We start from the raw sequence: 26924 nt of genomic DNA, 5'->3' as shown, positions 1-26924 counted from the left end.
TACGGAATTGTTTTTTTATATACCCAGATACTTGAGAAAAAATTTTATTTAGGCAAATGCAAGATTTGTTTATAGGATAACGCCTGTTGCAGATGATTTAGCATGACCTTATTACATTCATTCATATCAGCAATTGTCCTGCTGACTTTTAGTAAGCGATGGTAACCACGAGCAGACAATTTCAGTTTACTCATCACTTCTCGGAGAAACATTTGTTCTTCTGATCCCAATTCGCAAACCATTTCGCATGTTTTGGAATTTAAATTGGCATTGAGACTATCTTGTCGTGCCATTTGTATTTCATGCATCTTTGTTACCTTTTCTCTAATAGCAGGACTTTGTTTTTCTATATGGGTATTGGGTTTAATTAACTCCTCTTGAGATAATGCGTGAATTGTAACCTGCATGTCTATTCTGTCTAATAATGGAGCAGAAAGTTTTGCCAAATAGCGGCTGATTCTATCAGGAGTACATATGCAATTGGCTTGTGAATTACCCCATTGGCCACAAGGGCAAGGATTCATTGCTGCAATTAATTGAAATTTGGCAGGAAACTCTATTTGTGCAGCTGCCCTGGAAATACAAATATGCCCTGACTCCAAAGGTTCTCTAAGTGTCTCCAATACTTGCCGATTAAATTCAGGTAATTCATCTAAAAATAATACGCCGTGATGGGCTAATGAAATTTCACCAGGTTTCGGCGGGTTGCCTCCTCCGACTAACGCGACAGGTGAAGCAGTATGATGTGGTGCACGAAAAGGAGGCAAACGCCATTCCCTGAAATCAGGTAATTTGCCTCGAATTGAATTAATGGCTGCGCATTCGAGAGCTTGTGTTTCAGATAGCTCAGGTAGCAAGGTACTAAATCTTTTTGCCATCATCGTTTTTCCACTGCCTGGTGCACCACTTAGCAGAATGCTGTGTCCCCCACAGGCAGCAATGACCATAGCATTTTTGGCATGCTGTTGTCCCTTTATATCAGACCAATCCAATTCATGGTTATTTAATAAAAAATCTGGTTTGGGAGGTAAGCTTTGTAAAGAAGTGCCCTGGCATAGATAATCACAAACTTCACGTAAGTTATTGGCAGTAAATACTTTTTGATGACCAGTTAAAGAAGCTTCGGCAGCATTGGCATTCGCTATAATCAGATGTTGATTGTCTTGATGAGCGGCAAGAACAGCCGGTATAATGGCAGAAACTCCTCTAAGCTCGCCGCTTAAAGCCAATTCTCCAATAAATTCGTGGTTTGCAAGGTTGGTGAGAGGAATTTGTTCCGATGCTGCGAGTATCCCTAGTGCAATAGGCAAGTCAAAACCACTTCCCGTTTTAGGTAAATTGGCAGGGCCAAGATTAACAGTAATTTTACGGCATGGAAATTCGAATTGGCTATTTATAATAGCGCTGCGCACGCGGTCTTTACTTTCTTTCACTGCTGTTTCAGCAAGTCCTACCATAGTAAAACTTGGCAATCCATTTGATAAATGGACTTCCACAGATACTGGTTGTGCGACAATACCGATAATACTTCGCGTTTTGGTAAATGCGAGATTCATAAGATTTTTTCCTTATTATGTTGGACTTAAGTCGATCCAATTTCCTATGGACGACTAATAGTTATTATTTATTATTTTTAATTTCTTGCCGTTTAATGAAGTCTTCAAGCTGGTGCTGCAATTGCTCCAGTTTTTCTCGAGTTCTGGCAAGTACTTTACATTGCACATCAAATTCTTCTCGGGTAACAAGGTCCATTCGGCTGAATGTTGATTGCAGTACTTCTTTAAATTTTTGTTGAATGTCTTTTTCAAAATTTTGTAGACTCGTAGGTAAAGTAGCGAAAAGCTTATTAGCTAATTCATCAAATTGCTTGGGGTCAAACATGCTGGCTCCGGATTATTTTTGAATACAGTCTAGCAAAACTGTTGGATTACAACTATACCCAAGATGTATTGAAAAGCAATAACGTAAAAATTGCGTGTTACAAATATCATGGGTGACTCTGCATTTAACGTGATGGAAAAAAATATGAAAATGATCACCGCAATTATCAAACCATTTAAACTGGATGATGTACATGAAGCTTTAATGGAAATAGGAGTGCCAGGAATTACTATATCTGAAACTCGAGGATTTGGGCGTCAAAAAGGTCATACCGAATTATATCGAGGGGCGGAGTACGTGGTAGACTTCCTCCCTAAAATTAAAATTGAACTGGCATTGCCAGATAATATGGTTGAAGCAGCCATAGAAGCTATTTGCAAGTCTGCCTACACCGGTAAAATTGGTGATGGCAAGATTTTTGTTTATGCTTTGGAACAGGTAGTGAGGGTTAGGACTGGGGAAGTCGGTACAGACGCTCTATAGAATGTCATTTTAGGCCAAGGGATTTCGCCAATAAATAGCTTTTTGAGTTATTACGGCATCCAGGGGAACATCCCAAGGGCGTGGTTCTATGTAATCAACCCTTTGAAATTGGTAGGCGACTCCTAAGAAATGCGCTTTTGATTTATTAGCCAAGGTACGATCGTAGTAGCCTGAGCCCATACCCAAACGAGTACAGTGTGCATCAAATGCAACTAGAGGCATGATAATCAAGTCTAATTCATCAACAGGCAACGCCAACTCAATATCAACGTCCGGCTCCGGGATATCGTATTTATTCGTTTTAAAAGGAGTGCTGGGGGTGGCTGGTAAAAAAGAAAGAGTGGAATCATTATTTAATACCGGAAAATAACAATACTTCCCCTGGAGGGGCGCGCTTTTCCAGAGAAAAGTTAAATCAACTTCTCCATTAACCGCAAAGTACAAGGCTATTCGCCTTGCTTGCCTGTATTGTTCCAGCGAGCGGATACGAGTACAAATTTGATTGGAAGATGCTGTTCTGTAGGATACAGAAAGCTTGGATCTTACCTGTTTTATGGTATTTCTTAGAGCAACTTTATATTGGTCTGACATGATTTGGTATCACTAATATTCTTTTTTATTATTAGATGGATTGGGCTTAAAGTTCAAGTGTTTCCAGGTATCAATATGTTGTTTTATGCATTGGGTGATGGTAAATGCGCGATGCGATAAGTTTATAATATAAAATAATTAAAAAATACTATGCAAAAAATTAAAAATAAGGTATATAGCCGTCCTGGAATCTTGTTCCATTTAAGCAATTATTTAATGTTACTTTTAATTCTTTGAGGGAATGTTATGAGTGACTTGTTTGAAGAAGATGAAGAAGAAGTAATTGAAGTCGTCGACGATTTTGATGATGTTGAAGTGGATACTGAAATTATAGAAGCTCCCGGGGTCAGTTTGGATGCGCGCAGAAGACTGGAAAATATGTTGGAGGAAAAGCGATTGCGAGATGAGTTGGATGATTTTGTAGATTATTAATTATGAGATCATAATGCCTACTCGTGTTATTGAAGACAAAGGAGATATGACGCCATCATTTGGAATTGATGATCGAATTTTTTTAGGTGAGGGATTATTTGAAACAATTAGAGTAAATAGCTCCAAGCCTTCCTTTGCTTATATGCATTGGGAGAGACTAGGCAATTCAGCTCGTCAGTTGGGTATTCCTTTTGAAATTTCATTTGATGATTGGTTTGAGCATCTTATTCAAAAAATCCAAAAAGATAACCTGTACCATGGTGGCATTAAAGCCATTTTGAGTGGTGGTCCTGCTTCGAGAGGTTTGGCAGAACGAGGGCAAGTCAGCCAATTAATATTTCAGACGTTTAATTATTCAATACAAAAGCATCCTGTTCGGTTAATCAGTATTAATTGGCTAAGGGATAAGGCCAATCCTCTTTATCAATTAAAATCAGTGAATTATTTAGAGGCGATTATTGCTCAACGTCAAGCAATTGCGGTTGGTGCAGACGATGCCTTATTTTTCAACACAGTGAATCATGTTACTGAAACAACTTGTGCCAATTTATTCTTGATTGAAAATAACATTTTGTATACCCCGCGAGTAGAGGATGGGATCTTACCCGGCATTACGAGGGCACGCCTCATTTCACATTGTCAGCAACACAAAATGTCAGTGCACGAAATATCATTAACGAAAAAGAGGATTGAGGACGCCGATGCTGTTTTTTTAACTAATAGTCTGCAGGGTATCAGAAGGGTTCTCTCCCTGGATAACATTATTTTTGAAGTCAATCATCCAATTATCGATAAGTTGATCTTTTTATTAAATCAGGATGAGTCTTGATAAATTCTTATTAATTGAAAAAAAGAACTATCTTTTTTTCATTATTCTGATAATAAGTAAAAAGAAAATCGCTAATCCACTTAGAAAAACTCCACCATTCCTATATAAATTGCTTGGCCTTGTCAGAGCATCCATGCCGACGTATCCAAAATAAGTATAAATAATTTCTGCAGGAATTAGAAAAATAAAAGTAGTAAGCAAATAAAGACGAAATGATATTCCAGTTACTCCTAATCCATAGTTGACCAGGTTAAAAGGGACTATTGGAAACAATCGCAAGAAAGCCACAAAAACCCAACCTTTTTCATCTACCCCGGCAATCAATTTGTTTAGTTTTTCACCCTTTTTGATTGAGAACCAATCGTAAACCAGGTGTCTTGTTATCAGAAATGCTAACGCAGCGCCGCTAGTGGCTCCCAATAAATTAAGCAAGGTACCAAATACAGGCCCAAATACAGCTCCCCCAGCCAGAGTTAATACCATTGTGGGTAAAAGCAATAAAGTCGCGAGACAGTAGGTTATTAAGAAAAGAACAGGGGCAAGCCAACCCAGATCGTCTATATAATCAATGATCTCTAACGAATGATTATGAAAGACCACTGCGAAAATAATTAAAACTAATATGGCTAAAATGAAACAGAACGTCTTAATGGTTTTTTGTGTTAAAGTAAAGATGCCCCTCACTTTATTACAGGAATTAAGGACTCGCAAGCCTTCTCTCAATATTCTGGGTAAATTATCATAAGAACAGATGTTGCTTTCGCTTAAATTTTTTAAATGAAATCAACATGATTCATAAACCCCTATTCAAATCGTTTTGAATCTTGCAGAATAAAAGTCAATATAGAGATAACTGATGCGACATGATGACAAAAACAAATGAGGAAAATTTGACCTGGAAGGGAAAACAAAAACAGCGGGCTAAGACATGGATAAAAATTTTTCTGGAGAAATGGTTTCGCATAGAGGTTAAAGGACAATATCAGGCCAACAGCCATTCTGTCATTATTGCCAACAGGGCTTCTATAATTGATGTGTTAATCCTTTCTGTATTTTTACCCGAACGATTAACTTTAGCTTTACATCCTGATATTTTTAAAAAAATATGGGTAAAAACGTTATTATTTTTTGCTGATGTCATAGTAGTTGATCCAGGCAGCGCTCAGGCAACAAGAATTTTAATAAGAGCAATACGGGCTGGCAAGCGTTGTCTTCTATTTCCACAAGGGTTATTAAGACAGCAGGAAGACAGCTTAAAGGTCTTTGAAGGACCTGGATTGATGCTCCAAAAGGCTGGCGCCGAGGTAATCCCTGTTCGTATTGAAGGGGCGGAGCACAGTATTTTTTCTAATAGCAAAAATAAACATCGAATACGGATTTTTCCGAAAATTACTCTTCATATATTACCTGCTCAAAAATTGAGTCAAGCTGAAAATACAGGTGTCGACACAGAAGGTATCAGTTTACGTTTATTTCAACTAATAAGCGATTTATCATTCGCCAATAGTTTTAAGCCATATGTTTTATTTTCTGCTTTAATTGAAGGAGTAAGTATAGGAACTAAAAACAAAACTAAAATAGAAGACAATAATCGTATTCCATTAACTTACAGACAGTTCTTGACTCGTTGTTTTATTCTGGGGCGCCAAATTAAAAAGCAAACGGCTATAGGTGAAACTGTTGGAGTAATGATACCGACTACTATAGCTGGCATGGTCACTTTTTTTGCTTTACAAGCTTATAGACGAATACCTGCCATGTTAAATTTTAGCATGGGTTTTTATAACTTATATTCAGCTTGTAATACAGCAAGAATTAAATCAATTTATACTGCAAGACAATTCATAGAAACCGCCAGATTAGAACCCTTGATAGAAGAGTTACAACAGGCGGGTATAAGAATTCATTATTTAGAAGATTTTAAATCAACCATTCATTTAGGTAACAAGCTTTCCGGGGTATTCAAAGGATTCTTTCCCACCCTAAGCTACCGTTTTCTTGGTGACAAAATATCCCCTGATACAACAGGTATAATCTTGTTTACCTCTGGTTCTGAGGGAAAACCCAAAGGGGTTGCTCTTAGTCATGCCAATATATTGGCTAATTGTTGGCAAATGACTTCCAGAGTCGACTTTAATCCACGAGATGTTTTATTTAATTCCTTACCTATATTCCATTGTTTTGGCTTTACAGCAGGAAGTGTGCTTCCTTTGGTTAATGGTTTGAATTGTTTTTTCTATCCTTCCCCTCTTCATTATAAGGTAATTCCTGGATTGGTTTATCAAACAGAGGCTACTATTTTGTTTGGCACAGATACTTTTTTAACGGGTTATGCAAGGGCCGCGGGCAAACATGATTTCAACAGCGTCCGCTATATCTTTGCTGGCGCCGAGAAAGTGAAACCGGAAACCATTAGACACTGGAGCGAAGCGTTTGGGACAAGAATTTATGAAGGCTATGGTGCTACTGAGGCATCGCCAGTCATATCGCTTAATTGTCCGTTGGCATCAGTACCGGGTAGTGTTGGAATGATTTTACCTTTTATGGATTTCAAAGTAGAACCAGTAGAGGGAATTGTACAAGGTGGGCGTTTAAAATTACGCGGACCCAATATCATGTTAGGTTATCTTGATGAGGATAAACCTGGAGTAATTATAGAACCTGAAGATGGTTGGCATGATACGGGAGATATCGTCACCGTGAATACGGATGGATTCATTACTATAGCAGGTCGCGCCAAACGTTTTGCCAAGATTGCTGGTGAAATGGTATCTCTTACAGTAGTGGAAGGAATTGCAGCTTCAATTTGGCCTGAATTATTACATGCCGCTGTTGTGCAAAAATCTCCAAGAAAGGGGGAGCAAATTTTCTTATTTACTGAAGCAGAGTATGCAGATAAAGTATCATTTATAAAAAAGGTTAAGGAGAGAGGGCAATCAGAATTGCTGGTTCCTCATATGATTTATCCGGTATGCCAAATTCCTGTCCTGCCTTCAGGAAAAATTGATTACATAACGCTTGAAAAGCAATTTTTAGAACAGAAAGAAACCATGGAAACAGTATAAATGAAATTGATATGGATAGTATTAGCCCTTATTTTAGCCCTTGTTGTTATTCTTTATTTATTTCCTCAAATCAATTTTCGAGAAATGCCGAAGGGGTTAGTTGAGGGGCAATTGCCAGATGATAAGCCAAACTGGGTAAGTAGCCTGGTGAATGAATCGGATTCTCACTACATTGCTCCTTTGAAGGTTGAGAGTATGCCTCATTTGTTAGCATGCATTGAACGCAAGATCCCGGAATTGAAAATCCAGAAACAGGAGGCATCCTTTCTAGTGGGGTATAGACAAAGCCCCTTTTTCCATTTTGTTGATTGGTTATGCATCCATGCGGATGGGAATGTTATTTCAAGTGCCACCATGGGGTATTCTGATTTTGGCAAGAACAGAGAGTTGGTGGAGAAAATCAGAACCCTGTGTTTATGATTTATCTTAATCAATCCATGTCAATGCACCTTGTCATAGCTATTGCTGTGTGCTTCAACCAGGACATCAGCAGGGAATAAATCAAATTATCTTTTATAGATTTCAGCCACGGTTTTGGATAAACGCTTAGCCGAATAATTCAGCCAACGAGATTGGGCGATGTATTGTATCCCCTCATTCAAACTTAAGCTTCCGGTCGCGATTCTTGCTTTTATACTGTCAACCCCAAAAACAATTTCACAATCAGCTGGGGTATTCGCACAAGCTGCTTCTACGATATCATAGTTAATACGAATCGAATTATCAGGGGGAATAGCACAACTGGAAGTCAATTCACAGGAATAGGATCCTATTGTCACATATCCCAGATCATCGGACGTATTAACAACTGTCAGATCTTGAGAAGCAAAGGTATTCAGGCTGCCTAGCGAGAATAAACTTGCCAAAAGTATCCTGTTTTTTTTTCTCACAATACAACTCCTTTTATGTTTTAATGTATGGTTATTGGGTTCAAAATATTATTTTTTTAGTAAATAACTCCCTGGGGCATCCATTATAGGCTCGAATGGCAAGTGATTGATATCAGGGGAATTGATGAGTCTTCCGGAATGCAATTTAAGCCAATTTAACCATTCTGGCCACCATGAACCGGAGTGCTCCTTGGATTTTTCAAACCATTGCTCAGCAGATAAATCCATGTTGTTATTGGTTCTATAACCATATTTTTGCTGGGTTGGCGGATTGATAATTCCCGCAATATGGCCAGATCCACCTAAAACAAAACGTTTTGGCCCCTTCATTAATTCAAATCCTTTATATGTTGTTTTCCAGGGAGCGATATGATCTTTTTGAGTAGACAGAAAGAAAGTGGGTATGTCGATATTTGTTACGTCAATAGGAGTATGATTAAGGTGAATTTTTCCAGGTTTTATCAAGTCATTATGCAAATACATCCAACGTAAATATTGAGAATGCATGGTTGCAGGCATATTAGTTGAATCAGCATTCCAATATAGTATGTCAAAAGGAACAGGGTTTTTACCGCGCAGGTAATTTTTGATGAAAAATGACCATATTAGGTCATTGGCCCTTAAGGAATTAAAGCTGGACGCCATAAATTTGCCAGCCAGATAACCTTTGGATTTCATTTCTTCTTCAAGTTTGTTAATCTGCTGCTCATCAATAAAAACAGCAATGTCTCCAGGATCACTGAAATCAATCATTGCTGCTAAAAAAGTTGCACTGCGAATGGAAAGATCCTTAGTTGCCTTATTGTAGGCTAAAAGAGAAGCCAGAAGTGTCCCGCCTATACAGAATCCCAGCATATTCACTTGTTTAACACGCAATTGTTTTTGAATTATTGAAATGGCTTCTCTGGGGCCTTCATTTAAATAATCATAGAAGCTTTTATTGGCATACGTTTTGTCAGGATTGACCCAGGAGATAATAAAAACAGTAATCCCTTGTTCGACCAACCAGCGTATTAATGAATTATGCGGACTTAAGTCTAAAATGTAGTATTTATTAATCCAGGGAGGAACGATAAGTAAAGGTATGGATTTTACTTTTGTTGTTCTGGGGCAATATTGGATTAACTCCATCATGGAATTGCGAAATATGACTTTACCAGGCGTTGTAGCCAGATTCTCACCGATTTTAAATGCTTCCGTATCAGTCATTTTAATGATTAATCTGGAAGATCCTGCTTCAACATCGGACAGCAAATTGTGTAATCCACGTAATAGGTTTTTGCCATGGCTTTGTAATGTTTCTGCCATGAGCTGAGGATTCGTGTGAATAAAGTTAGCTGGGGATAAAGCATCAAGATATTGCCGGGTGAAAAAACGTACTCTTTTTGCCAGATTCTCGTCACCATATTCCATATTTTCCAGCAATGAATTCATATGCTCATTTGCCAAAAGATAATGTTGGCTTAGCAAGTTAAAAAAAGGATTGTTTATCCAATCTTCACCATTAAAACGCTGATCGTTAATAGGCAGTGGTTTTCCTTCAAGCCAATAATTAAATTGTTCTTGAGCCAGACTTAAGGCATCTTCGAGGTAATTCAACTGCATTTGCCATACTTTTTCAGGATTTTTTAGAATGACAGCAATCAAATTTTGGAAATGCTCCGTGAGATCGATGTATTGACTGACCAGCGATGAAAGCGGGATGGGTTTTTCTTTGAAATCGGTCATAATCTGCAGGCTTTTTTTAGCTACAGCCTGCATCAGTTCGCTTAGTTCAGTATCGTGAGTCATCCTAGCTCCTGAAAGCAAATAATCGAATAGCTTATTCTTATGGGTTTGGTTGTGTTTATCAAGAGTATTCTATATTAAATCGAGAGCACATTATAGACAGATGGAATATTGGCAAGCTCATTCCCTTTATGACTAACCTATTGTAAAAAATATTAAAACGCATGAAATCGCCAAGATAGAGCAGAAGATTTTATTTGCTTATTTCCTTATCAATAAGGTAAAATGTCTCTTTTATCGAATATAGAACCAAATTAGTACTATATTTATAATAAGGTAATAGAATTTTGCTTTGGATGATTGTGCCAGAAAAGCTCATTTAGAGGATCAGGTGATATTGGATCAGTAAGCAATTGTCTAATCCTTGTTCTTGATAAGATATTCTTTTCCTCTATCTGAAAATAAGACTTATTTGGTACTAGATTATTCGAGTAGGGGGTGTTATGCTGCGCGTCAGTAAATTGGCCGATTATGGAACAGTGGTAATGGTTTATCTAGCCAAGCATTCGCAGGAATTATGCAATGCTCGAGATATTGCCTTGCATACGCATTTAACGGTACCTACTGTTAGTAAAATACTAAAACGCCTGACTAGCGCGGGTTTGTTAACTTCGGTACGAGGTGTATCCGGAGGATATAGACTGCAAAGACCAGCAGCTGAAATTTCGGTGTCTCAAATCATATTTGCCTTGGAAGAGCACAGGGGTTTCACAGAATGCAGTATGCAACCTAATGATTGTTTTTTACAGGGAGTATGTACCATTCAAGGAAATTGGCGATTAATAAGCCATGCGATAGAAACTGCTCTTGATAGTGTCAGTTTGGAGGCATTGGCAAAACCAACTCTTCCAACAAGGGATGTTGAGCGAGTTCGGCAATTAGCAAGTGGAGTAAATCGTGGCTAAAAGCAGTGAGCAACTAAATTCTCTGCTCGATAGAGAATATCAACATGGTTTTATAACCGACATAGAAGTTGAAACTTTTCCTCCCGGATTGGATGAGGATGTCATTCGTCGTTTGTCCGCAATAAAAGGCGAACCTGAATTTTTGCTTGAGTGGCGGTTGAAAGCATTTCGGCACTGGCTCACTATGCCTCACCCCGAATGGTCGAGTGTGCACTATCCTCCGATTGATTATCAGTCCGTTTCCTATTATTCCGCGCCTAAAAGTAAAAAAGACGCTCCTAAAAGTCTGGATGAAGTTGATCCGGAGTTGTTAAAAACCTATGAGAAATTAGGTATTCCTTTACGCGAACAGGAAATGCTGGCAGGTGTTGCCGTTGATGCGGTGTTTGACAGTGTTTCAGTTGCGACTACTTTTAAAGCGAAATTAGCTGAAAAAGGAGTAATTTTTTGCCCATTATCGGAAGCGGTACATCAATATCCGGACTTGGTTAAGAAATATCTGGGGTCAGTTGTTCCTTACAGGGATAATTTTTATGCTGCTTTGAACTCTGCTGTGTTTAGTGATGGATCATTTGTTTATGTCCCTAAAGGTGTCCGATGTCCTATGGAGCTATCGACCTATTTCAGGATCAATGCTGCTTCTACCGGGCAATTTGAGAGAACACTTATTGTTGCTGATGTTGACAGTTATGTGTCCTACCTGGAAGGGTGTACTGCCCCGATGCGAGATGAAAACCAGTTGCATGCCGCAGTCGTTGAATTGATTGCGTTAGATGGGGCTCAAATAAAATATTCAACGGTACAAAACTGGTATCCCGGTGATAAAGAAGGTAAAGGGGGGATATACAATTTTGTGACCAAGCGAGGAGCTTGTCGGGGTAAGAAATCGAAAATTTCCTGGACACAAATTGAAACAGGTTCAGCCATTACGTGGAAATACCCCAGTGTGATTTTGCAAGGTGATGATTCTGTTGGCGAGTTTTATTCTGTTGCCTTAACCAATAATTTTCAGCAAGCCGACACAGGTACGAAAATGATTCATTTAGGGAAAAATACCCGATCAACGATTATTTCGAAAGGGATCAGTGCCGGGCATGCGCATAATGCTTATCGAGGATTGGTACGCATCGCACCAACAGCCACTAACGCGCGTAATTATACCCAATGCGATTCCATGTTAATGGGTAGTCAATGTTCAGCACATACTTTTCCTTATATAGAAGTCAAAAATCCAACGGCACAAGTAGAGCATGAGGCCACTACTTCAAAAATTAGTGAAGAGCAATTGTTTTATTGCCAGCAACGCGGTATCGATACAGAAGATGCGGTTTCTATGATCGTGAATGGATTTTGTAAGCAAGTTTTAAAAGAATTACCTATGGAATTTGCGGTGGAAGCCACTAAATTATTAGGTATAAGCTTAGAAGGGGCAGTCGGCTAATATGTTAAACATTAAAGAACTCAATGTTGCTGTCAATGGACAGTCTATTTTAAAAGGTATTAATCTTGAGGTTAAACCAGGAGAGGTTCATGCGATTATGGGACCTAATGGTTCAGGAAAAAGTACTCTCTCCAAGGTTTTGGCTGGGCATCCTTCTTATGAAGTAACTCGTGGTGATATATCCTACTTGGGACAAGATTTATTGCCTATGTCCCCGGAAGAGAGAGCGCGGGCCGGTATTTTTATGTCTTTTCAATATCCGGTAGAAATTCCTGGTGTAACCAATATCAATTTTCTTAAAGCCTCAGTGAATGCGGTTCGCAAAGGACAAGGAAGAAACACCCTTGATGCCATAGAATTTTTAAGTTTTATTCGGGAAAAATGTCAGCTTCTGGATATGGATGAAAGCTTTTTATACCGAAGTATTAATGAGGGATTTTCAGGTGGGGAAAAGAAACGTAATGAAATATTGCAAATGGCCGCTTTGGAGCCCAGGCTAGCTATTCTTGATGAAACCGACTCTGGCCTGGATATCGACGCATTACGAATTATTTCTCAAGGAGTTAATGCGATGCGCTCTCCAGAGCGTTCTATTATTTTAGTTACCCATTATCAGCGCTTACTGGATTATATTGAGCCTGATTTTATTCATGTCTTGGCAAATGGTCGTATTATTACGTCAGGGGATAAATCTTTGGCGCTGGAATTGGAGAAAAAGGGTTATAGCTGGCTTGAAGAAGTGGAGCAGTTATGAGTGATATTTTGGATTATTATCAACAGCAAGCCCAATCAGGCCTATCGCAAATACCCTGGCTTGCGCAGTTGCAGTCTAAAGCATTAACTGATTTGAAGCGCTGTGGTTTTCCCACCCGATATGATGAGGAATGGAAGTACACTCTCGTTGACTCACTATTACAGCAACATTTTGTACCACCTGATCCTACAGTAAAGCCTGCTCTTAAAACCGTTTTTGACGATTCACCAGTCAAAAACCTGTTTTTAATACAGAATGGATTTATTTCCCAAGAGCAAGAATGGATTAAGAATCTGCCTGAAGGCGTTTTAATTCTGCCTTTATCTCTTGCTTTAATACATTATGCTGATTTGGTTATGCCTCACCTTGAAAAAATTGTAGAGCATGAGCATGGGTTTCATTATTTAAATACAGCCATGCTCCAATGCGGAGTCTTTATTTATATTCCTGCGGGAATTTGTTTGGAAGAACCCATTGTTTTAAAGCATATCCAAGATCAAACGAACCAGGCTATGTATTTAAGACATCTGATCCTTATGGAAGAAGAATCTCAGGCTAGTCTGATTGAAGAATATCATGGCGAAGAAAACATTTGCTATTTCACTAACAGTATTACTGAAGTGTTTCTTGGAGCAGGCGCAAAACTTAATCATTATAAAATTCAAAAAGAAAGTAAATCAGCTTACCATTTAGGTCATTTATCGGTTAGGCAATCTGCCGCCAGTCAATTTTCCAGCCATTCTTTAAGTTTGGGTGGAAAGTTAGTACGCAGTGATATTAGCGTGTCCATGCAGGAAGAACAGGCTCAATGCCTTATGAATGGAATTTATGCGCCGGGGGATGGGCAACACATAGATCATCATACTGTGGTTCATCATTTGGTGCCTAACTGTCGAAGCGATCAAGATTACAAAGGGATTTTAAAGGGGCATTCCAGAGCGGTATTTAATGGCAAGGTTATTGTAGCCAAGAATGCGCAACATACTGATGCCAAGCAACAAAATAAAAATTTACTTCTCTCCGCAAATGCTGAAATTGATACAAAACCGCAATTAGAGATTTTCGCTGATGACGTTTTATGTTCACATGGTGCTACGGTTGGGCAACTGGATGAAGAGGCAATCTTTTATCTGGCAACACGTGGTATTAGCAGGGATGAAGCTTCTCATTATTTGATCCAGGCATTTGCCAATGATAATTTGCGCCTTATTCCAAATCGTGATTTGGCTGATTGGATGGGTAATTTATTAACTCAACAGTTGGGGTACGCAAATGAGTACTAATCCTTCCCTAATGACATCCTTTGATGTCAATAAAATCAGGAAAGATTTTCCTGTATTGCATCAGAAAATCAATGAGTATGATTTGGTATATTTTGATAACGCGGCTACTACTCAAAAACCCAGGGCTGTGATTGATGCTATTGCTCAATTTTATGAAAAGGATAATTCAAACGTACATCGTGGAGTTCATGCCTTGAGTGTCAGGGCTACGGAAATGTATGAGGCAGCCAGAGCAAAGGTAAAACGATTTATTAATGCCAGGTCACCGAGAGAATGTATTTTTGTACGTGGTACCACTGAAGCTATTAATTTAGTGGCCCAGAGTCTCGTAGCCCCTCGCATATTACCTGATGAAGAAATTTTGATAACGCATATGGAACATCATTCCAATATAGTTCCCTGGCAAATGGTCTGCAAGAAAATGGGTTGCAAGCTGCAAGTTGCCCCTATTTCTTTAAATGGTGAGGTAATACTTGAAGAGTTTGAAAGAAAGTTAAATGAAAACACTAAAATGGTTGCGATTAATTACGCCTCCAATTCTTTAGGAACCATTAATCCTGTTAAAACAATGATTAAGATGGCCCATGAAGTAGGGGCTAAAGTGTTACTGGATGGGGCACAGGCAACGGCTCACCTGATTGTGGACGTTCAGGATCTGGATTGCGATTTTTATGCTTTTTCCGGACATAAAATGTATGGTCCCACTGGAATAGGTGTTTTATGGGGAAAAGAAGAATTATTAAATGGCATGACTCCTTATCAGGGCGGGGGCGAAATGATCAACTCCGTGAGTTTTGAAGCAACGGAATATGCGGCTATCCCCCATAAATTTGAAGCAGGTACCCCGAATATTGCAGGGGCGATTGGTTTAGCTGCTGCAATTGATTATATTTGGTCATTGGATTTGGATGCGATAGCTGAATACGAAACACAATTATTAAACTATGCTACCAAGGCTATTGAAGCAGTAAAAGGGTACAATATTATTGGAACGGCTGCCAACAAAGTACCCATTATATCTTTTGTCCACGGAAAAATTCATGCCCATGACATTGGAACTATTCTGGATAGTGAAGGTATAGCGATACGCAGCGGACATCACTGCACTATGCCTTTGATGGATTTCTACGATGTTGCTGCGACTTCCCGTATTTCCATGTCCTTTTATAATACGTTTAAAGAAATTGATTATTGTATGGAAGCCTTACAACGAGTTAAAGAGGTATTCGCATGAGTATGGAGTTGCGGGAACTTTACCAGGAAATCATCATCGATCACAATCGTAATCCTCGTAACCACCATGCGATGGAGGATGCGACCACCGAGGCGAAAGGGTTTAACCCTTTATGTGGAGATAAACTGACTGTTTACCTCAAGTTGCAGAGTGATTTGATTCGTGATGTCAGTTTTGTTGGATGTGGATGTGCTATCTCACAAGCTTCTGCATCGTTAATGACTGATGCGTTAAAGGGTAAATCAATTAAAGAAGCTCATGAGCTATTTCATCGTGTTCATCGAATGCTAACACAAGAGGAAGAAGACTCTTTGGTTTCCATGGATAAATTAACAGTTTTAGCCGGAGTTAAAGCATTCCCTGCGCGTGTAAAATGCGCTACTTTGGCGTGGCATACTTTGGAAGCGGCTTTAAACAAAGAAACAGAAGTGGTGAAAACAGAATAATGTTATGGCAATAGTGGCAGAGCTCGTGAAAGAGTTTGTCTGTATATTGCAAAATAGACCAGAGGCAGCTCATGTTTGGCTTTAAGAAAAAACAGAGTAACGAATCAATAAAGGAAGGCGTTATTACTGCGTTGAGGGGAGTTTTTGATACCGAAATTCCGGTCAATATTTATGATCTGGGCTTGATTTATGACATTGCCGTTAATGACGAAGGTCATGTTCATATTCAGATGACGCTAACGACCCCGGGGTGCCCTGTGGCGCAAACCTTTCCCGGTACGGTGGAACAGGCAGTCAATCAGGTTGAAGGAGTTAGTGATTGCACTGTTGAGTTGGTGTGGGAGCCGCCCTGGTCTCAAGACCGCATGACAGAGGCTGCCCGCCTGGAGTTGGGAATATTTTATTGATCATGTCTGATAACTCCTGGTTACCCTCAGCTTCAATTCAATTATTACGTACGCGAGCCGAGCTAATAGGTAAAATCCGTCAATTTTTTACTGAACGCCAATATCTGGAAGTGGAAACCCCTGTGATGGCGCGGCATGGGGTTACAGATGTTTACCTGAGCAATATCAAAGCGATTTTCAGAGGTGAAACATGCTATTTACAAACTTCCCCGGAATATCATATGAAACGGCTGTTAGCTGCTGGCAGCGGTCCTATTTTTCAATTAGCACGAGTTTTTCGTGATGACGAACTGGGGCGCTGGCATAATCCTGAATTTACTTTGCTTGAATGGTATCAATTACATATTGATCATCATGTTTTGATGGATGAAGTGGATTTATTATTACAAATTATTCTTAAATCCCGGCCTATGATCAGAAAAACCTATCAACAGGCTTTTGAAGAGGCTTGCGGCATTGACCCTTTTTCTACACCCATAGAACAATTCAACAAGGTATTAGCACAGCATGATTTGGATGGTGTCTTACCTCCTGACGAACAAGACAGGGATCAATATCTGTTTTTATTAATGAGCCATATCGTGGAGCCTTTTTTGGCAGAAGAATCAACCCCCGTTGCTGTGTATCACTTCCCTGCCTCTCAGGCTGCCTTGGCACAAGTAAAAGAGGGCGTGGCTGAGCGCTTTGAAGTGTACTATCAGGGAGTTGAATTGGCTAATGGTTTTCATGAGTTGACTGATGTCGAGGCGCAAAAAAAGCGTTTTATGCTAGATCAGCAACATAGAAAGCAAAAGGGATTGACGACAATGGAAGCCGATGCATATTTTTTGAAAGCCCTGGAATATGGGTTACCACCTTGCAGCGGGGTTGCCCTGGGGGTTGATCGATTGTTGGCGCTCGCCTTAAAACAACCAAGCATAGAAAAAATTCTCTCATTTGATTTTTCAAGGTCATAAGTCATAGAAAATTAAATATCAGCTCGTCATTATGATATTTTGCAGACATAATCACTAAATCCTGGTTATGTTTATACTGGATAAAAAAACGTGACTTCATGTTTGTTATAAAACAGATTGATTACTTTGGAATTAGGTATGGATTGAAATCGTCTGATTGTGTTTAAGTCAGTTTGTCCCTGTAGTTTGATGGTAAAAATCAACTGTTTTGCTTTTTTTGATGCTATCCATTTTTTGATGAGGGTGTAGGCTCTGTCAGGATAGCAGGCAACATCGGAAAGTACCCAGTCATAAGACTCTGTGAGTTGTTCGGGATCTAGGGCAAAGGCGCTTTGCTTTAAAAAACTGACTCTGGGAAGCACCATGATTTTTGTATCCAGTTCTGCTTTGTCGACAGAAGTGACTTGGGTTCCGAGTGATTGCATCACATATGTCCAACCTCCCGGGGATGCGCCCAAATCTAAAACTGTTTCACCGGGGCGAGGGTATTTATTTAACAGGAACAAGGCTTCCCATAATTTTAAATAAGCCCGGTTTGGGGGATTGACTTTGTCTTCAATAAAATAACATTGTCCATCCGGCCATTTTTTTAGTCGTTTGGCGCTAAAGAGCAGAGTGTTTCTATCAAGAAGACTAAATACGCCTATGGGTGGAATGTCACTTGTAACTGGAAAATGGGACATTAGTGATGGGCACTTGCGAAGTTGTTCCTCAATCAAGCGCGATCGGCGAATTTCAGTAGCGGGGTGCAAATACCACAATTTTCCGGCTTGCCTCAATATTTTTGCTGCTTCTGAAATGGATTGAAAGGTTACTACCTCAGGTTCAAGCCATACATCCAGTGCAAAACAAACATCAAGCTTCTGATGAGGAGAAAAAACGAGAGAGCCTATTTTATTGGATACCTCGCCTAACTCTTCAGAAAGTGTTTCTATAAACTCTGGTTTTGACACATAGACAGTAGAGAAATGATTGGGCAGTTCCATGATAAATAACGCTCGCAGGTTAATGGCGACAAAGTCAAATGCTGTAATTTAGGCGATTTTGTATTCTTTTTCTATATTTTTGTCTCGATTAGCGCTTGACCTGGCCTCCTGAATAACCCGCCTTGTTTATTTTACTGTCACTCTCCAAACGTTTCAGCAACGCTCATTCAATGTATATAAACTCATTGCCACATAACATTCTTACCTTGCCCCAAAGCAAAGCAATCAGCTTATGCGTGAGGTGCATTATCTACTATCATCCATCAGGGTTATTTCAATGCGTTCAATAGCTTTGCCAGGATGTGAGCGTTTGAGACAAATAAAACCCACTTCAGAAGTGGAATGAACATGTGTTCCCCCACAAGGTACTTCAGCAAAACCGTCAATTTTCCAAAACCGACGTTGATTTGTCACATCATGGTATCCTTTATGGATAACAAGATCTTGTCTAATGATGGTATTATATTCATCAAGCAGCTGGCTAAAAATAGAAGAGATATTAAAATTCGCTTTAAAATCTATTCGCGCTTTGGATTCTGAGATGTGAGCTCCTACTTTTTCAAGCCTACTGGTTCTGGTTACAAGTTCCAGAATCAGTTCTGCTGCAAAATGAAGACGCATCAGCCGGTGTCTTCGAGGCCAATCTATAGTCATGGTGATTACATCATTGGGCGTAAGATTATGGTCATCAGGCAGGGTATAATAAATAAGATTTCCATCTATTCGTGAACTGAGTACTTCAAGGCCATTGATGAACGCTCTATCGCTTTCCTGTCCTCCTGAAAATGAAAACGCGATGGTTTTTTCTAATAGAATCTCGTTGCTATTAATTGAGATTATCTTAGTATCGAGTGTATGCTGGTAGGGATTAGACCAAAAAATTTTTTCCATAGCTACACTCCCGTCAATGAAGTCTTTTTCATAAGCTCTGGAGCTGCATAAGCTCTTGTTTTGATATGAATTAATACAATAAGCAAACTGCCGCATAAGGCACAGAATGGAATGAGTGACAAAGCCCATTGATACGATTCCATTTCATATAATTTAAGTCCATTAGCGCTCATTTGCCCGTTCCAACTGCTATCCATTAATTTACCAATCAAAGTATGGAAAAAAGACCCGCCTAACATATTGATGCAATTCAAGAAGGCAATGGTGACGCCTAAACCTTCATAAGGAACCAAAGTAGAACCTGCGGCAAATACAATAACTTGATAGCAACACAGCAGGCCGATTGCAAAGAAGAGGGTGCCCAGCTGCCACCAGTGAAGTGTAGCAGTGTAAAGAAGAATCAGGAACAAGAAGGCCAAACCAGTACCACAGAGGGCTATTACAAAGTAGTTTCCTAATTTTTGGCTGAGGAAAGCGAGTAAAGGACCGCCAAATATCATCCCCATAAAAATAAACGAGATGAGAAAGGCAGCATCAGTTTTGTTCAATGTGTATTTGGCGATAAGATAAGGTACTCCCCATACGTCAGCGAAACCCTCCAAGGCACCGACCATTAATAAATTAGCAAGAGCAAGAGTCCAGATGATCCAAGATGAAAATAAAAAGGAACAGTGAGACAAATTCATTGTTTTTGTTACTGAGTGAGTATTATTTGGGGGAGAGCGCAAGATCAAAAGCGCACAACATCCTAAGAGGATGGAAAAAACCGCCAAAGCGAAACCAACTTGTTGTCCACTAAAATTCTGTATCAGGTGGGCAAGCGGCTTTCCTCCATAGATTGCTCCCAACAAGCCTACGCTAAAGGAGAAACCGATCATTCTGGAGTACTGTGAATGGCAGAACCACTCTGATACGACTTTGGATACGCCAAGAAAACCTGCGGCGGAGCCTACACCTATCAAAAACCTGCCTGACAGAGCCAAGTAAAAATTATTGGTTCCTATGAAAACTAAAGTTCCAATACCACACAACATTGCAAAGGCAAATACAACAAAGCGGGCTCCAAATTTATCCAGAAGTAAGGCTACAGGGATTTGCATTCCTGCGTATCCATAATAATAGAATGCAGCGATAAGGCCAAAGCTTGCGGCATCAATTGAAAATTGCGCCATAATGTCTTGCATGGTTAATCCAGGCCAAAGACGTAATAAGAATTGAAAAGTAAAAAAAGATAAAGGTAATGCCCACATCACCAATGAGACGAAATTATTCTTTGGTTTGAAACAGTTTTGATTCATGACGCCCTCCAGTTGAAATCAGTTGGTGCTAACTCTTTGGAAGCCTCCCTAGAGAGGCAGAGAATTAGCAACAGCTGACCGCTCTAGGGGAAAGAGGGCAAGATAATAATAATGATTGAAAGATTATCTATAGACTGGGAAGCGTCGCAAAGCAAAACATTGGCATAAGAATTTGCACAAAAGTCATGGCATGTTTTGTCATTTGGACGATTCATAATCTTTTCAGGTTGAGTTAATTTTGTCTTTTAATGAGTCAAATTAACAAATTGTGCTTCTATTTGTCAATAGGGGCTGCTATTTACTGGTATTTGGTGTCATTTCTATACGGTTGCTTTGATTAAATAATTTGCCATTAAACCGGATGATAATTATTGTATCTTTGGGTTCTGGCTTAGTCATTTTAAACTCGCCAGGACTGCGATATTCTATTAACATAAAGGATTCGATCACATTTGTAGAGAGTGAATGTTTTTAGTGAAGGTACGACTGAATAGAAAACAGGATTTACGAAAAAACACAAGGTCAAGGCAAAAAATATTTTTAATGAGTGATTTTATATAAACCAAATCACCGAATTATAAATATTTTTAACGAAGAGATTGGGATTTTTCGTAAGTTCTGTGAAATTAAATCATAAACCGGACTATTTTTAATGTATAACATTCTGTTAATTTTTATAGCATTCCTGCTGGTGCTTCTCAATGCATTTTTTGTATCCGCCGAATTTGGGATGGTTAAACTCAGGGCTACGCGAATTCAAGCCATCAAAGAAAATTACGGGCTAAGAGGTCGCATTCTTGAGCAAGTCCATCAAAATCTGGATGCGTATTTATCAGCATGTCAGTTAGGCATTACTCTTGCTTCGTTAGGATTGGGTTGGATTGGAGAGCCTGCTTTTGCGGAGTTATTGGGGCCATTATTTGTTACTTTGGGTATTTCATCGGTTCATATTGTTACTATATCTTCTTTTTTAATTGCATTTTTTCTTATTTCTTTTCTACATATTGTAATCGGTGAGCTCATGCCCAAGTCCATTGCCATTCGGCAATCTGAATTGATTTCAATATGGACTGCAGTCCCGTTGTATTGGTTTTACTGGATAATGTATCCTGCCATTTGGTTGTTAAATACCTGTTCGAATTTTTTTCTCAAACTGTCCGGCATGGATATAAAAAACGAATACGAAGGTTTTTATTCAAGTGAAGAACTTAAATTAATTTTAAGCGGGCAGCATCTGCAATCGGAATTAAAAGAGGATGAACGTGAAATCCTCGAGCATACTCTTGATTTGGCTGAGTTAAATGTTACTGAGGTAATGCGCCCTGAAGATCAAATGATCATAATAGATATCAATGAGCCATTCGAAACGATTAAAGATAAAATTTTAAAATATCGTTATAGTCGTTATCCTGTCTATGATTCCGGGACTAAGGAAATGATTGGTGTCATCCATGTTAAGGATTTATTTGCCGATTTGTTGCTCCAGAAAAATATCAATACATTAAAGCCTTATGTGCGACCAGTACTTAAAGTTAGTCATAAATTACCTGCCATGGATTTGCTGCGTAAATTCAGAGCTGGTATGCCTCATTTTGCTTTGGTATACAAACACAAATCGAGTTTACTTGGATTTGTAACTCTGGATAATTTGCTCCATATCCTGATTGGGCGGATTAAAGATGAGTTTCATAAAACACATGAAGATTGGGTAAAAAATGCGGACGGAACTATAACGACAAAAGGAGATTGCTCCCTTTATTCTCTAGAACGGGCTCTTGATTGCGATATTACTTTATCGCCAGATGAAGAAGAACTGAATACACTATATGGACTTATTATCACGCGCCACGGAAAATTGCCCAATGAAGGTGAAATAATTCAATTTGTTGAATTTGATGCCTTGATTGAAAAGGTACAGGATTCTTTTATAACCAAAATTAAAGTGTTCCCCAAGATCAAAAACCAGGAATAATATTTGCTCCGTGGTATAAAAGGCCAACTGGAAGCCTTTTATACCTGGTTCATTTAATCCAAGGTTGACATATCGATAACAAATCGATATTTCACATCTCCTTTTAACAGTCTTTCATAGGCAGAATTTACTTCATGCATTTTTATTAATTCAATGTCTGCGGTGATCCCATGCCTGGCGCAAAAATCCAAAACTTCTTGTGTCTCTTTAATGCCGCCAATCAATGAGCCGTTAATGCTCAGTCTTTTTAAAATAACAGGTAACATGGTAACTTCAAGTGGATCTGATGGAAGCCCAACCTGGGTTAGTTGTCCATCCACTTTAAGAAGGTTTAAATATTGGCCAAGATCATGTTTGGCAGAAACAGTATCAAGAATAAAATCATATTGATTGGCTAGTGTTTGCATGACATTGCTGTCGGTGGACAAGACAACATCATGAGCCCCCAAATCTTTACCCGCTTTTATCTTGTTTATAGAAGTGGTAAATACAGTCACATAAGCACCCATGGCTCGGGCTAATTTGACAGCCATATGCCCTAAGCCACCCAAACCAACGATTCCTACTTTACTCATTTTACCTACTTTAGCCCTTTTTAAGGGGGAATAAGTGGTTATTCCGGCACAGAGCAATGGTGCAGCGGCGGCAGGATCAAGTGATTCATCAATTTTTAATACAAAATCTTCCGTGACGACAATATGCTTGGAATACCCCCCGTAGGTCACCCCTCCCAGATGATTGTCTTGACTATTATAGGTAAAAGTTGCCCCGGATTTACAATATTGTTCTTCATGTTGATGGCAATAGGTGCATTGACGGCAGGAGTCAACCATACAGCCAACGCCTACTAAATCTCCTGCTTTGAACCGGTGGACTTGATGTCCTGCTTCCTTGACTCGTCCAATGATTTCATGTCCAGGAACCATAGGATAGAACGCTCCTGCCCAATCATTATTGACTTGATGCAAATCGGAATGACAGATACCACAAAATAGAATATCAATTGCTACGTCGTGTGCACCAACAGGGCGGCGTTCAAAAGTGAAAGGTTTTAAAGGAGCTCCCGCTTTGTAGGCGGCATAACCAATAGTTTCTGACATTTTTTGTCCTTAAAAAATTATAATCAGGACGTACCCCCAGTCTCTTTGTTAGAAAATGTTTTTAATTCGGTTGTTTAGTTTATCTAAACTCCCCCATTAAAAGCATTTTTTGTCTTGATCTTGGGATTTTTGTAAGTCCTGCTAATATCTCATCCCATAATGGGCTGAGTCCCAAAACATTAGTTGATTGAGTTTTTAATTTATCTGCAAAATTGCTCTAACCAACATTGTCCATAAGGATCACAAACTTCCATTTCCTCACATGAGGGTACATAATACCTTTGAACTGGTACATTGATCACTACATTCGGCACAATTACATTAGGAACGATAATGTTTCTTACCCCATTATAGTAATAATTTCTGTCGTAGTATCCATAGCCCCACGGGTCATATACTCGGATATCATCTCCATAATAGTGAACATTCGCTCTGGCAACACCAATGGTTATCCCTGAGCCATACCAAGCATTAATGGTGGTGCTGGAAAATAGTCCTAAAGCCAATAAAAATATCCTGACCATTTTGTTCTTGTGCTTGCGCATTTTCTACCTCACCAGGGACTGAAAGGAAAGTAATTATCATAATGAAATTGTTTCATTTTGCCAAATGAATTGATTTTTTTTAATACGTGAGGCATAAATTTTTTCAACATTTATTTTGGTTAATAATTAATCATTATATTCTATAATTTTATATATGTAATACCGTATTAGAAGACTGGAAATAAAATGCACAAGTTAATTGAGCTACAAGGCGTAGGCCCAAAATATGCTGAAATGTTAAAGCGAGTAGGAATTGAAAGCCAGGACGATTTATTAAGAGTTTGTAGTGGTCGCCGGGGGCGTTTTAGAGTAGCCGAGCAAACGGGAATCAGTCATAAATTGATTTTGAAATGGACCAATCAAGCTGATCTTGCACGAGTAAATGGTATTAATGAAGAATATGCTGAGCTTCTGGAGCAGGCTGGTATTGACTCAATCCCAGAGTTAGCACATTGCAATCCTGAGCAACTTTATAGCTCATTAAAAGAGAAAAATGAGCAATGTCATTTGGCGCAACATGTACCTGGATTATCTCAAGTTGTTACCTGGGTTGAACAAGCAAAAAAATTACCCAGGGCAGTTTATCATTGAAATCAATTCATAAAAGATAACTTGGAAACGCAGTGTTATTTTTTTTGTTTTTTTGCCATGATTTGATCAAATAATTTTCGTTTTTCTACAGGCAATTCCGCACGACGAATAACCATCATTTCTTCAATAGTCCCTTGTACACAATCTGGAGTTAAACGATCGGTGATTAATACACCATTCAGATGATCAATTTCATGTTGCAAAACACGGGCGTAAAAGCCATTTTCGATTTGTTGGTGAGCATTCCCTTCTTCATCATAGTACTTTAGCTGAATTTCATCATATCTTGGCACCTTCCCTGCTTTACTGGATACTGAATAACAACCTTCAAAGTCGCTAATAATACGAGTGTGGGGCAGGGGCTCGTAACTTGGATTGATTAGGATGTGCATTGGAAAGATTTTCGCATTATCACGTAAAAGCTGAGCTTCTTCAGGGATGTAAACTGCGATAATTTGTTTGGCGGAATTGACTTGTGGTGCTGCCAAACCAACCCCTCCCAATGCGTATAATTTTTTTTTCATCGCTTCTATTAAATCTTTATCTTCTTGATTTAAGGGAAATTGAATATTTTCAGCCCGAGTTTTTAGCATATGGTGGTTTTCTGTTTTTTCTATAGTAATAATTTCTAAAGCCATGACTGGTGATATCCCTAATAAGAAGCCTATTAAAATAAGGAGTTGTTGAGATTTCTTTTTGGTTCTCGTTAATGTGGTTAGTAGCAATGATTTTCCTAATTGGATAAAAAAACTATCAAGACTCACGAAAAACCTCAATCTCTTTGTTAAAAAAGTTTTTAATTCGGTCATTTACTTTATCTAAACTCCCTCATTAAAAACATTTTCTGCCTCGGCCTTAGGATTTTTCGTAAGTCCTGATTATTTTATATTGTCTTAAAAATACTTCAATTCTGCAAAACAAATCGATGTGTGTTATAAAGTAAGGTCGGATTTTCATAGGAGGTATGGATGATTGATGTTGGAAAAATTATAACCGATTTGGCTTGGCCTATCAGTTTATTGATAGCTTGGTTTGCAGGGGAACTTGGATATCGATGGGCAAAATTACCTCATATCAGTATCTATGCGATTGTAGGATTTTCACTAGCATCAACTCAAATAGGATTATTACCGTCTATTCAACCACCATCTATTTTACTTTTAGCCAATATTGGTTTTGGGCTAATCTTGTTTGAATCAGGCTATAGAATTAATTTACGCTGGTTAAGTTATAACCCCTGGGTTGCAGCATCCAGTATTACCGAAGCGACTTTAACCTTTTGCCTGGTTTATATTTTAGTGAAATCCTTTGGGTTACAAACTTCGACCTGCCTTTTATTGGCCTCGTTGTCTATGGCGACTTCACCAGCCACTGTAGTCAGGGTGATTAATGAACAACGTAGTTCAGGCCAAGTGACAGAACGTGTTTTACATCTCTCCGTGATCAATTGTGTGTTGGCAGTATTTTTATTCAAAGTCATCATTGGCTTGGTTGTTTTCAGAACTTCAGGAAATCTTTGGGAAGCAGCTTATGCCAGCTTAACGGTGACAGCCATTTCAACTATTTGGGGGATTATTTTTGGAGTGATAATGCCCATTTTGCTTAAAACAGTTAAAAGTACCTGTCAAGACAATACGTTGGCATTTGCCTGCGCTGTGATACTGCTGGTTATCTTAACCCATAATTTAAAATTGTCCCCGGTTTTAGCCACATTAACCTTTGGATTGGTTTCCCGCCATGGGCGAATGGTCTTTTCTCCTTCACAGCCAGGATTTGGCACTTTAGGTGATTTGTTATCGGTACTATTGTTTGTATTTATTGCAGCAACCATAGAATGGCAAAGGGTAGTAACTGGTGTATGGATAGGATTATCAATTATAACTGTAAGGTTGGTAGCTAAAATTATCGGGATTAGTTTATTTGCTCATATTAGTGGGATTTCCTTTAAAAAAGGTATATTGACTGGTTTGGCTATGACCCCCATCTCTGTTTTTGTCATTTTGATTTTAGAGCAGAGTCGATATATTGGTATTAATTTGGTAGATACACTGGCCCCACTGGCTATGGTTGCTCTGACTTTGGAAATATTGGGTCCAATAATGGTTCAACGTGCTTTAATTAAAGCGAACGAGATCTCTGTAATCAAGGAATTTTGA

29 protein-coding genes are annotated in these 26924 nt (G+C 39.0%); 16 read left to right on the top strand and 13 right to left on the bottom strand.

Going from position 1 to position 26924, the window contains the following annotated elements; translation table 11 throughout:
• Positions 1-44 precede the first annotated feature (44 nt).
• Both OQI99_RS08945 and ubiK read right to left on the bottom strand, forming a co-directional pair.
• Entirely contained in the window at positions 45-1556 is a 1512-nt protein-coding gene (locus OQI99_RS08945) for a YifB family Mg chelatase-like AAA ATPase (RefSeq protein ID WP_265731753.1), read from the bottom strand.
• 64 nt (positions 1557-1620) lie between these two features.
• Positions 1621-1881, bottom strand: coding sequence for a ubiquinone biosynthesis accessory factor UbiK (ubiK, locus tag OQI99_RS08940; RefSeq protein WP_061514183.1), 261 nt, complete (start codon positions 1879-1881; stop codon positions 1621-1623).
• Between the two features lie 144 nt (positions 1882-2025).
• Here ubiK and OQI99_RS08935 point away from each other — a divergent pair, with 144 nt between their 5' ends.
• Positions 2026-2364 (top strand): P-II family nitrogen regulator, encoded by a 339-nt coding sequence (locus OQI99_RS08935; protein WP_011213200.1) that lies wholly within the window; start codon positions 2026-2028, stop codon positions 2362-2364.
• 9 nt (positions 2365-2373) lie between these two features.
• Here OQI99_RS08935 and OQI99_RS08930 read toward each other — a convergent pair whose 3' ends face one another.
• On the bottom strand, positions 2374-2955 hold the full coding sequence (locus tag OQI99_RS08930; RefSeq protein ID WP_061514182.1) for a 5-formyltetrahydrofolate cyclo-ligase: 582 nt from the start codon (positions 2953-2955) through the stop codon (positions 2374-2376).
• 246 nt (positions 2956-3201) lie between these two features.
• On the opposite strand from OQI99_RS08930, the gene OQI99_RS08925 reads away from it, so the two are divergent.
• Both OQI99_RS08925 and OQI99_RS08920 read left to right on the top strand, forming a co-directional pair.
• Positions 3202-3387, top strand: coding sequence for a PA3496 family putative envelope integrity protein (locus tag OQI99_RS08925; RefSeq protein ID WP_010946331.1), 186 nt, complete (start codon positions 3202-3204; stop codon positions 3385-3387).
• A 13-nt stretch (positions 3388-3400) separates the two neighbouring features.
• A complete protein-coding gene (locus OQI99_RS08920) occupies positions 3401-4216 on the top strand; it encodes an aminotransferase class IV (RefSeq protein ID WP_080447502.1) in 816 nt (271 codons plus the stop codon).
• A gap of 27 nt (positions 4217-4243) precedes the next feature.
• Here OQI99_RS08920 and OQI99_RS08915 read toward each other — a convergent pair whose 3' ends face one another.
• Positions 4244-4927 (bottom strand): TVP38/TMEM64 family protein, encoded by a 684-nt coding sequence (locus OQI99_RS08915; protein ID WP_322783698.1) that lies wholly within the window; start codon positions 4925-4927, stop codon positions 4244-4246.
• A gap of 152 nt (positions 4928-5079) precedes the next feature.
• Between OQI99_RS08915 and OQI99_RS08910 the strand changes: the two genes are divergently transcribed.
• Together OQI99_RS08910 and OQI99_RS08905 are read left to right on the top strand one after the other, a co-directional pair.
• Entirely contained in the window at positions 5080-7281 is a 2202-nt protein-coding gene (locus OQI99_RS08910) for an AMP-binding protein (RefSeq protein WP_265731751.1), read from the top strand.
• On the top strand, positions 7282-7701 hold the full coding sequence (locus OQI99_RS08905; RefSeq protein WP_061514178.1) for a DUF1499 domain-containing protein: 420 nt from the start codon (positions 7282-7284) through the stop codon (positions 7699-7701).
• 86 nt (positions 7702-7787) lie between these two features.
• Here OQI99_RS08905 and OQI99_RS08900 read toward each other — a convergent pair whose 3' ends face one another.
• Together OQI99_RS08900 and OQI99_RS08895 are read right to left on the bottom strand one after the other, a co-directional pair.
• Positions 7788-8171 (bottom strand): hypothetical protein, encoded by a 384-nt coding sequence (locus OQI99_RS08900; RefSeq protein WP_061514177.1) that lies wholly within the window; start codon positions 8169-8171, stop codon positions 7788-7790.
• 48 nt (positions 8172-8219) lie between these two features.
• Entirely contained in the window at positions 8220-9962 is a 1743-nt protein-coding gene (locus OQI99_RS08895) for a PHA/PHB synthase family protein (RefSeq protein WP_061514176.1), read from the bottom strand.
• A gap of 440 nt (positions 9963-10402) precedes the next feature.
• On the opposite strand from OQI99_RS08895, the gene OQI99_RS08890 reads away from it, so the two are divergent.
• The 8 genes from OQI99_RS08890 (at position 10403) to epmA (ending at position 17385) form a co-directional block, all read left to right on the top strand.
• Positions 10403-10864 (top strand): SUF system Fe-S cluster assembly regulator, encoded by a 462-nt coding sequence (locus OQI99_RS08890; protein ID WP_010946337.1) that lies wholly within the window; start codon positions 10403-10405, stop codon positions 10862-10864.
• Positions 10857-12305: a Fe-S cluster assembly protein SufB gene (gene sufB, locus OQI99_RS08885; RefSeq protein ID WP_014843446.1), complete on the top strand. Its 1449-nt coding sequence runs from the start codon at positions 10857-10859 to the stop codon at positions 12303-12305. The genes OQI99_RS08890 and sufB overlap by 8 nt, the downstream gene beginning before the upstream one ends.
• A gap of 1 nt (position 12306) precedes the next feature.
• Positions 12307-13059, top strand: a complete 753-nt coding sequence (gene sufC / locus OQI99_RS08880) for a Fe-S cluster assembly ATPase SufC (protein ID WP_011945765.1) — start codon at positions 12307-12309, stop codon at positions 13057-13059.
• Positions 13056-14342 carry a Fe-S cluster assembly protein SufD gene (gene sufD / locus OQI99_RS08875; protein ID WP_265731750.1) on the top strand — a complete coding sequence of 429 codons (1287 nt, stop codon included), beginning with the start codon at positions 13056-13058 and terminating at the stop codon, positions 14340-14342. The genes sufC and sufD overlap by 4 nt, the downstream gene beginning before the upstream one ends.
• Positions 14332-15576, top strand: a complete 1245-nt coding sequence (locus OQI99_RS08870; RefSeq protein ID WP_080447499.1) for an aminotransferase class V-fold PLP-dependent enzyme — start codon at positions 14332-14334, stop codon at positions 15574-15576. Before sufD ends, OQI99_RS08870 begins: the two co-directional genes overlap by 11 nt.
• A complete protein-coding gene (sufU, locus tag OQI99_RS08865; RefSeq protein WP_061514172.1) occupies positions 15573-16022 on the top strand; it encodes a Fe-S cluster assembly sulfur transfer protein SufU in 450 nt (149 codons plus the stop codon). Before OQI99_RS08870 ends, sufU begins: the two co-directional genes overlap by 4 nt.
• A 71-nt stretch (positions 16023-16093) precedes the next feature.
• On the top strand, positions 16094-16429 hold the full coding sequence (locus OQI99_RS08860) for an SUF system Fe-S cluster assembly protein (RefSeq protein WP_265732358.1): 336 nt from the start codon (positions 16094-16096) through the stop codon (positions 16427-16429).
• Between the two features lie 2 nt (positions 16430-16431).
• Positions 16432-17385 (top strand): elongation factor P--(R)-beta-lysine ligase, encoded by a 954-nt coding sequence (gene epmA, locus OQI99_RS08855; RefSeq protein ID WP_061514171.1) that lies wholly within the window; start codon positions 16432-16434, stop codon positions 17383-17385.
• A 71-nt stretch (positions 17386-17456) separates the two neighbouring features.
• Here the strand turns inward: epmA and OQI99_RS08850 are convergent, their stop codons facing one another.
• From OQI99_RS08850 to OQI99_RS08835, 4 genes are all read right to left on the bottom strand, one after another.
• Positions 17457-18371, bottom strand: a complete 915-nt coding sequence (locus tag OQI99_RS08850) for an SAM-dependent methyltransferase (RefSeq protein WP_061514170.1) — start codon at positions 18369-18371, stop codon at positions 17457-17459.
• A gap of 246 nt (positions 18372-18617) precedes the next feature.
• On the bottom strand, positions 18618-19262 hold the full coding sequence (locus OQI99_RS08845) for an alanyl-tRNA editing protein (protein WP_061514169.1): 645 nt from the start codon (positions 19260-19262) through the stop codon (positions 18618-18620).
• A 2-nt stretch (positions 19263-19264) separates the two neighbouring features.
• Positions 19265-20560, bottom strand: a complete 1296-nt coding sequence (locus OQI99_RS08840) for an MFS transporter (RefSeq protein WP_061514168.1) — start codon at positions 20558-20560, stop codon at positions 19265-19267.
• 294 nt (positions 20561-20854) lie between these two features.
• Positions 20855-20995 (bottom strand): hypothetical protein, encoded by a 141-nt coding sequence (locus OQI99_RS08835; protein ID WP_265731749.1) that lies wholly within the window; start codon positions 20993-20995, stop codon positions 20855-20857.
• 217 nt (positions 20996-21212) lie between these two features.
• On the opposite strand from OQI99_RS08835, the gene OQI99_RS08830 reads away from it, so the two are divergent.
• Positions 21213-22532, top strand: coding sequence for a hemolysin family protein (locus OQI99_RS08830; protein ID WP_265731748.1), 1320 nt, complete (start codon positions 21213-21215; stop codon positions 22530-22532).
• Between the two features lie 53 nt (positions 22533-22585).
• On the opposite strand, the gene OQI99_RS08825 is transcribed toward OQI99_RS08830, so the two are convergent.
• Both OQI99_RS08825 and OQI99_RS08820 read right to left on the bottom strand, forming a co-directional pair.
• Positions 22586-23632, bottom strand: coding sequence for an NAD(P)-dependent alcohol dehydrogenase (locus OQI99_RS08825; protein WP_061514166.1), 1047 nt, complete (start codon positions 23630-23632; stop codon positions 22586-22588).
• 200 nt (positions 23633-23832) lie between these two features.
• Positions 23833-24177: a hypothetical protein gene (locus tag OQI99_RS08820; protein ID WP_011945775.1), complete on the bottom strand. Its 345-nt coding sequence runs from the start codon at positions 24175-24177 to the stop codon at positions 23833-23835.
• Between the two features lie 186 nt (positions 24178-24363).
• On the opposite strand from OQI99_RS08820, the gene OQI99_RS08815 reads away from it, so the two are divergent.
• The gene (locus OQI99_RS08815) at positions 24364-24768 is read left to right on the top strand and encodes a DUF4332 domain-containing protein (protein WP_011214833.1); all 405 of its coding nucleotides are present in this window, start codon (positions 24364-24366) and stop codon (positions 24766-24768) included.
• A 35-nt stretch (positions 24769-24803) separates the two neighbouring features.
• Here OQI99_RS08815 and def read toward each other — a convergent pair whose 3' ends face one another.
• Positions 24804-25406: a peptide deformylase gene (gene def, locus OQI99_RS08810; protein WP_061514195.1), complete on the bottom strand. Its 603-nt coding sequence runs from the start codon at positions 25404-25406 to the stop codon at positions 24804-24806.
• A 330-nt stretch (positions 25407-25736) separates the two neighbouring features.
• On the opposite strand from def, the gene OQI99_RS08805 reads away from it, so the two are divergent.
• Positions 25737-26924, top strand: a complete 1188-nt coding sequence (locus tag OQI99_RS08805; RefSeq protein ID WP_265731747.1) for a cation:proton antiporter — start codon at positions 25737-25739, stop codon at positions 26922-26924.

The sequence above is a fragment of the Legionella sp. PATHC039 genome, assembly GCF_026191275.1.
Lineage (GTDB): Bacteria > Pseudomonadota > Gammaproteobacteria > Legionellales > Legionellaceae > Legionella > Legionella pneumophila.
This window is presented reverse-complemented; position numbering and strand designations above follow the sequence as displayed.

Excerpts from the sequence above, each read along its gene's own strand:
- OQI99_RS08945 (WP_265731753.1), bottom strand. The coding sequence starts at position 1,556 with ATGAATCTCGCATTTACCAAAACGCGAAGTATTATCGGTATTGTCGCA.
- ubiK (WP_061514183.1), bottom strand. The coding sequence starts at position 1,881 with ATGTTTGACCCCAAGCAATTTGATGAATTAGCTAATAAGCTTTTCGCT.
- OQI99_RS08935 (WP_011213200.1), top strand. The coding sequence starts at position 2,026 with ATGAAAATGATCACCGCAATTATCAAACCATTTAAACTGGATGATGTA.
- OQI99_RS08930 (WP_061514182.1), bottom strand. The coding sequence starts at position 2,955 with ATGTCAGACCAATATAAAGTTGCTCTAAGAAATACCATAAAACAGGTA.
- OQI99_RS08925 (WP_010946331.1), top strand. The coding sequence starts at position 3,202 with ATGAGTGACTTGTTTGAAGAAGATGAAGAAGAAGTAATTGAAGTCGTC.
- OQI99_RS08920 (WP_080447502.1), top strand. The coding sequence starts at position 3,401 with ATGCCTACTCGTGTTATTGAAGACAAAGGAGATATGACGCCATCATTT.
- OQI99_RS08910 (WP_265731751.1), top strand. The coding sequence starts at position 5,080 with ATGATGACAAAAACAAATGAGGAAAATTTGACCTGGAAGGGAAAACAA.
- OQI99_RS08905 (WP_061514178.1), top strand. The coding sequence starts at position 7,282 with ATGAAATTGATATGGATAGTATTAGCCCTTATTTTAGCCCTTGTTGTT.
- OQI99_RS08895 (WP_061514176.1), bottom strand. The coding sequence starts at position 9,962 with ATGACTCACGATACTGAACTAAGCGAACTGATGCAGGCTGTAGCTAAA.
- OQI99_RS08890 (WP_010946337.1), top strand. The coding sequence starts at position 10,403 with ATGCTGCGCGTCAGTAAATTGGCCGATTATGGAACAGTGGTAATGGTT.
- sufC (WP_011945765.1), top strand. The coding sequence starts at position 12,307 with ATGTTAAACATTAAAGAACTCAATGTTGCTGTCAATGGACAGTCTATT.
- sufD (WP_265731750.1), top strand. The coding sequence starts at position 13,056 with ATGAGTGATATTTTGGATTATTATCAACAGCAAGCCCAATCAGGCCTA.
- OQI99_RS08870 (WP_080447499.1), top strand. The coding sequence starts at position 14,332 with ATGAGTACTAATCCTTCCCTAATGACATCCTTTGATGTCAATAAAATC.
- sufU (WP_061514172.1), top strand. The coding sequence starts at position 15,573 with ATGAGTATGGAGTTGCGGGAACTTTACCAGGAAATCATCATCGATCAC.
- OQI99_RS08860 (WP_265732358.1), top strand. The coding sequence starts at position 16,094 with ATGTTTGGCTTTAAGAAAAAACAGAGTAACGAATCAATAAAGGAAGGC.
- epmA (WP_061514171.1), top strand. The coding sequence starts at position 16,432 with ATGTCTGATAACTCCTGGTTACCCTCAGCTTCAATTCAATTATTACGT.
- OQI99_RS08850 (WP_061514170.1), bottom strand. The coding sequence starts at position 18,371 with ATGGAACTGCCCAATCATTTCTCTACTGTCTATGTGTCAAAACCAGAG.
- OQI99_RS08845 (WP_061514169.1), bottom strand. The coding sequence starts at position 19,262 with ATGGAAAAAATTTTTTGGTCTAATCCCTACCAGCATACACTCGATACT.
- OQI99_RS08840 (WP_061514168.1), bottom strand. The coding sequence starts at position 20,560 with ATGAATCAAAACTGTTTCAAACCAAAGAATAATTTCGTCTCATTGGTG.
- OQI99_RS08835 (WP_265731749.1), bottom strand. The coding sequence starts at position 20,995 with ATGTTAATAGAATATCGCAGTCCTGGCGAGTTTAAAATGACTAAGCCA.
- OQI99_RS08830 (WP_265731748.1), top strand. The coding sequence starts at position 21,213 with ATGTATAACATTCTGTTAATTTTTATAGCATTCCTGCTGGTGCTTCTC.
- OQI99_RS08825 (WP_061514166.1), bottom strand. The coding sequence starts at position 23,632 with ATGTCAGAAACTATTGGTTATGCCGCCTACAAAGCGGGAGCTCCTTTA.
- OQI99_RS08820 (WP_011945775.1), bottom strand. The coding sequence starts at position 24,177 with ATGCGCAAGCACAAGAACAAAATGGTCAGGATATTTTTATTGGCTTTA.
- OQI99_RS08815 (WP_011214833.1), top strand. The coding sequence starts at position 24,364 with ATGCACAAGTTAATTGAGCTACAAGGCGTAGGCCCAAAATATGCTGAA.
- def (WP_061514195.1), bottom strand. The coding sequence starts at position 25,406 with ATGGCTTTAGAAATTATTACTATAGAAAAAACAGAAAACCACCATATG.
- OQI99_RS08805 (WP_265731747.1), top strand. The coding sequence starts at position 25,737 with ATGATTGATGTTGGAAAAATTATAACCGATTTGGCTTGGCCTATCAGT.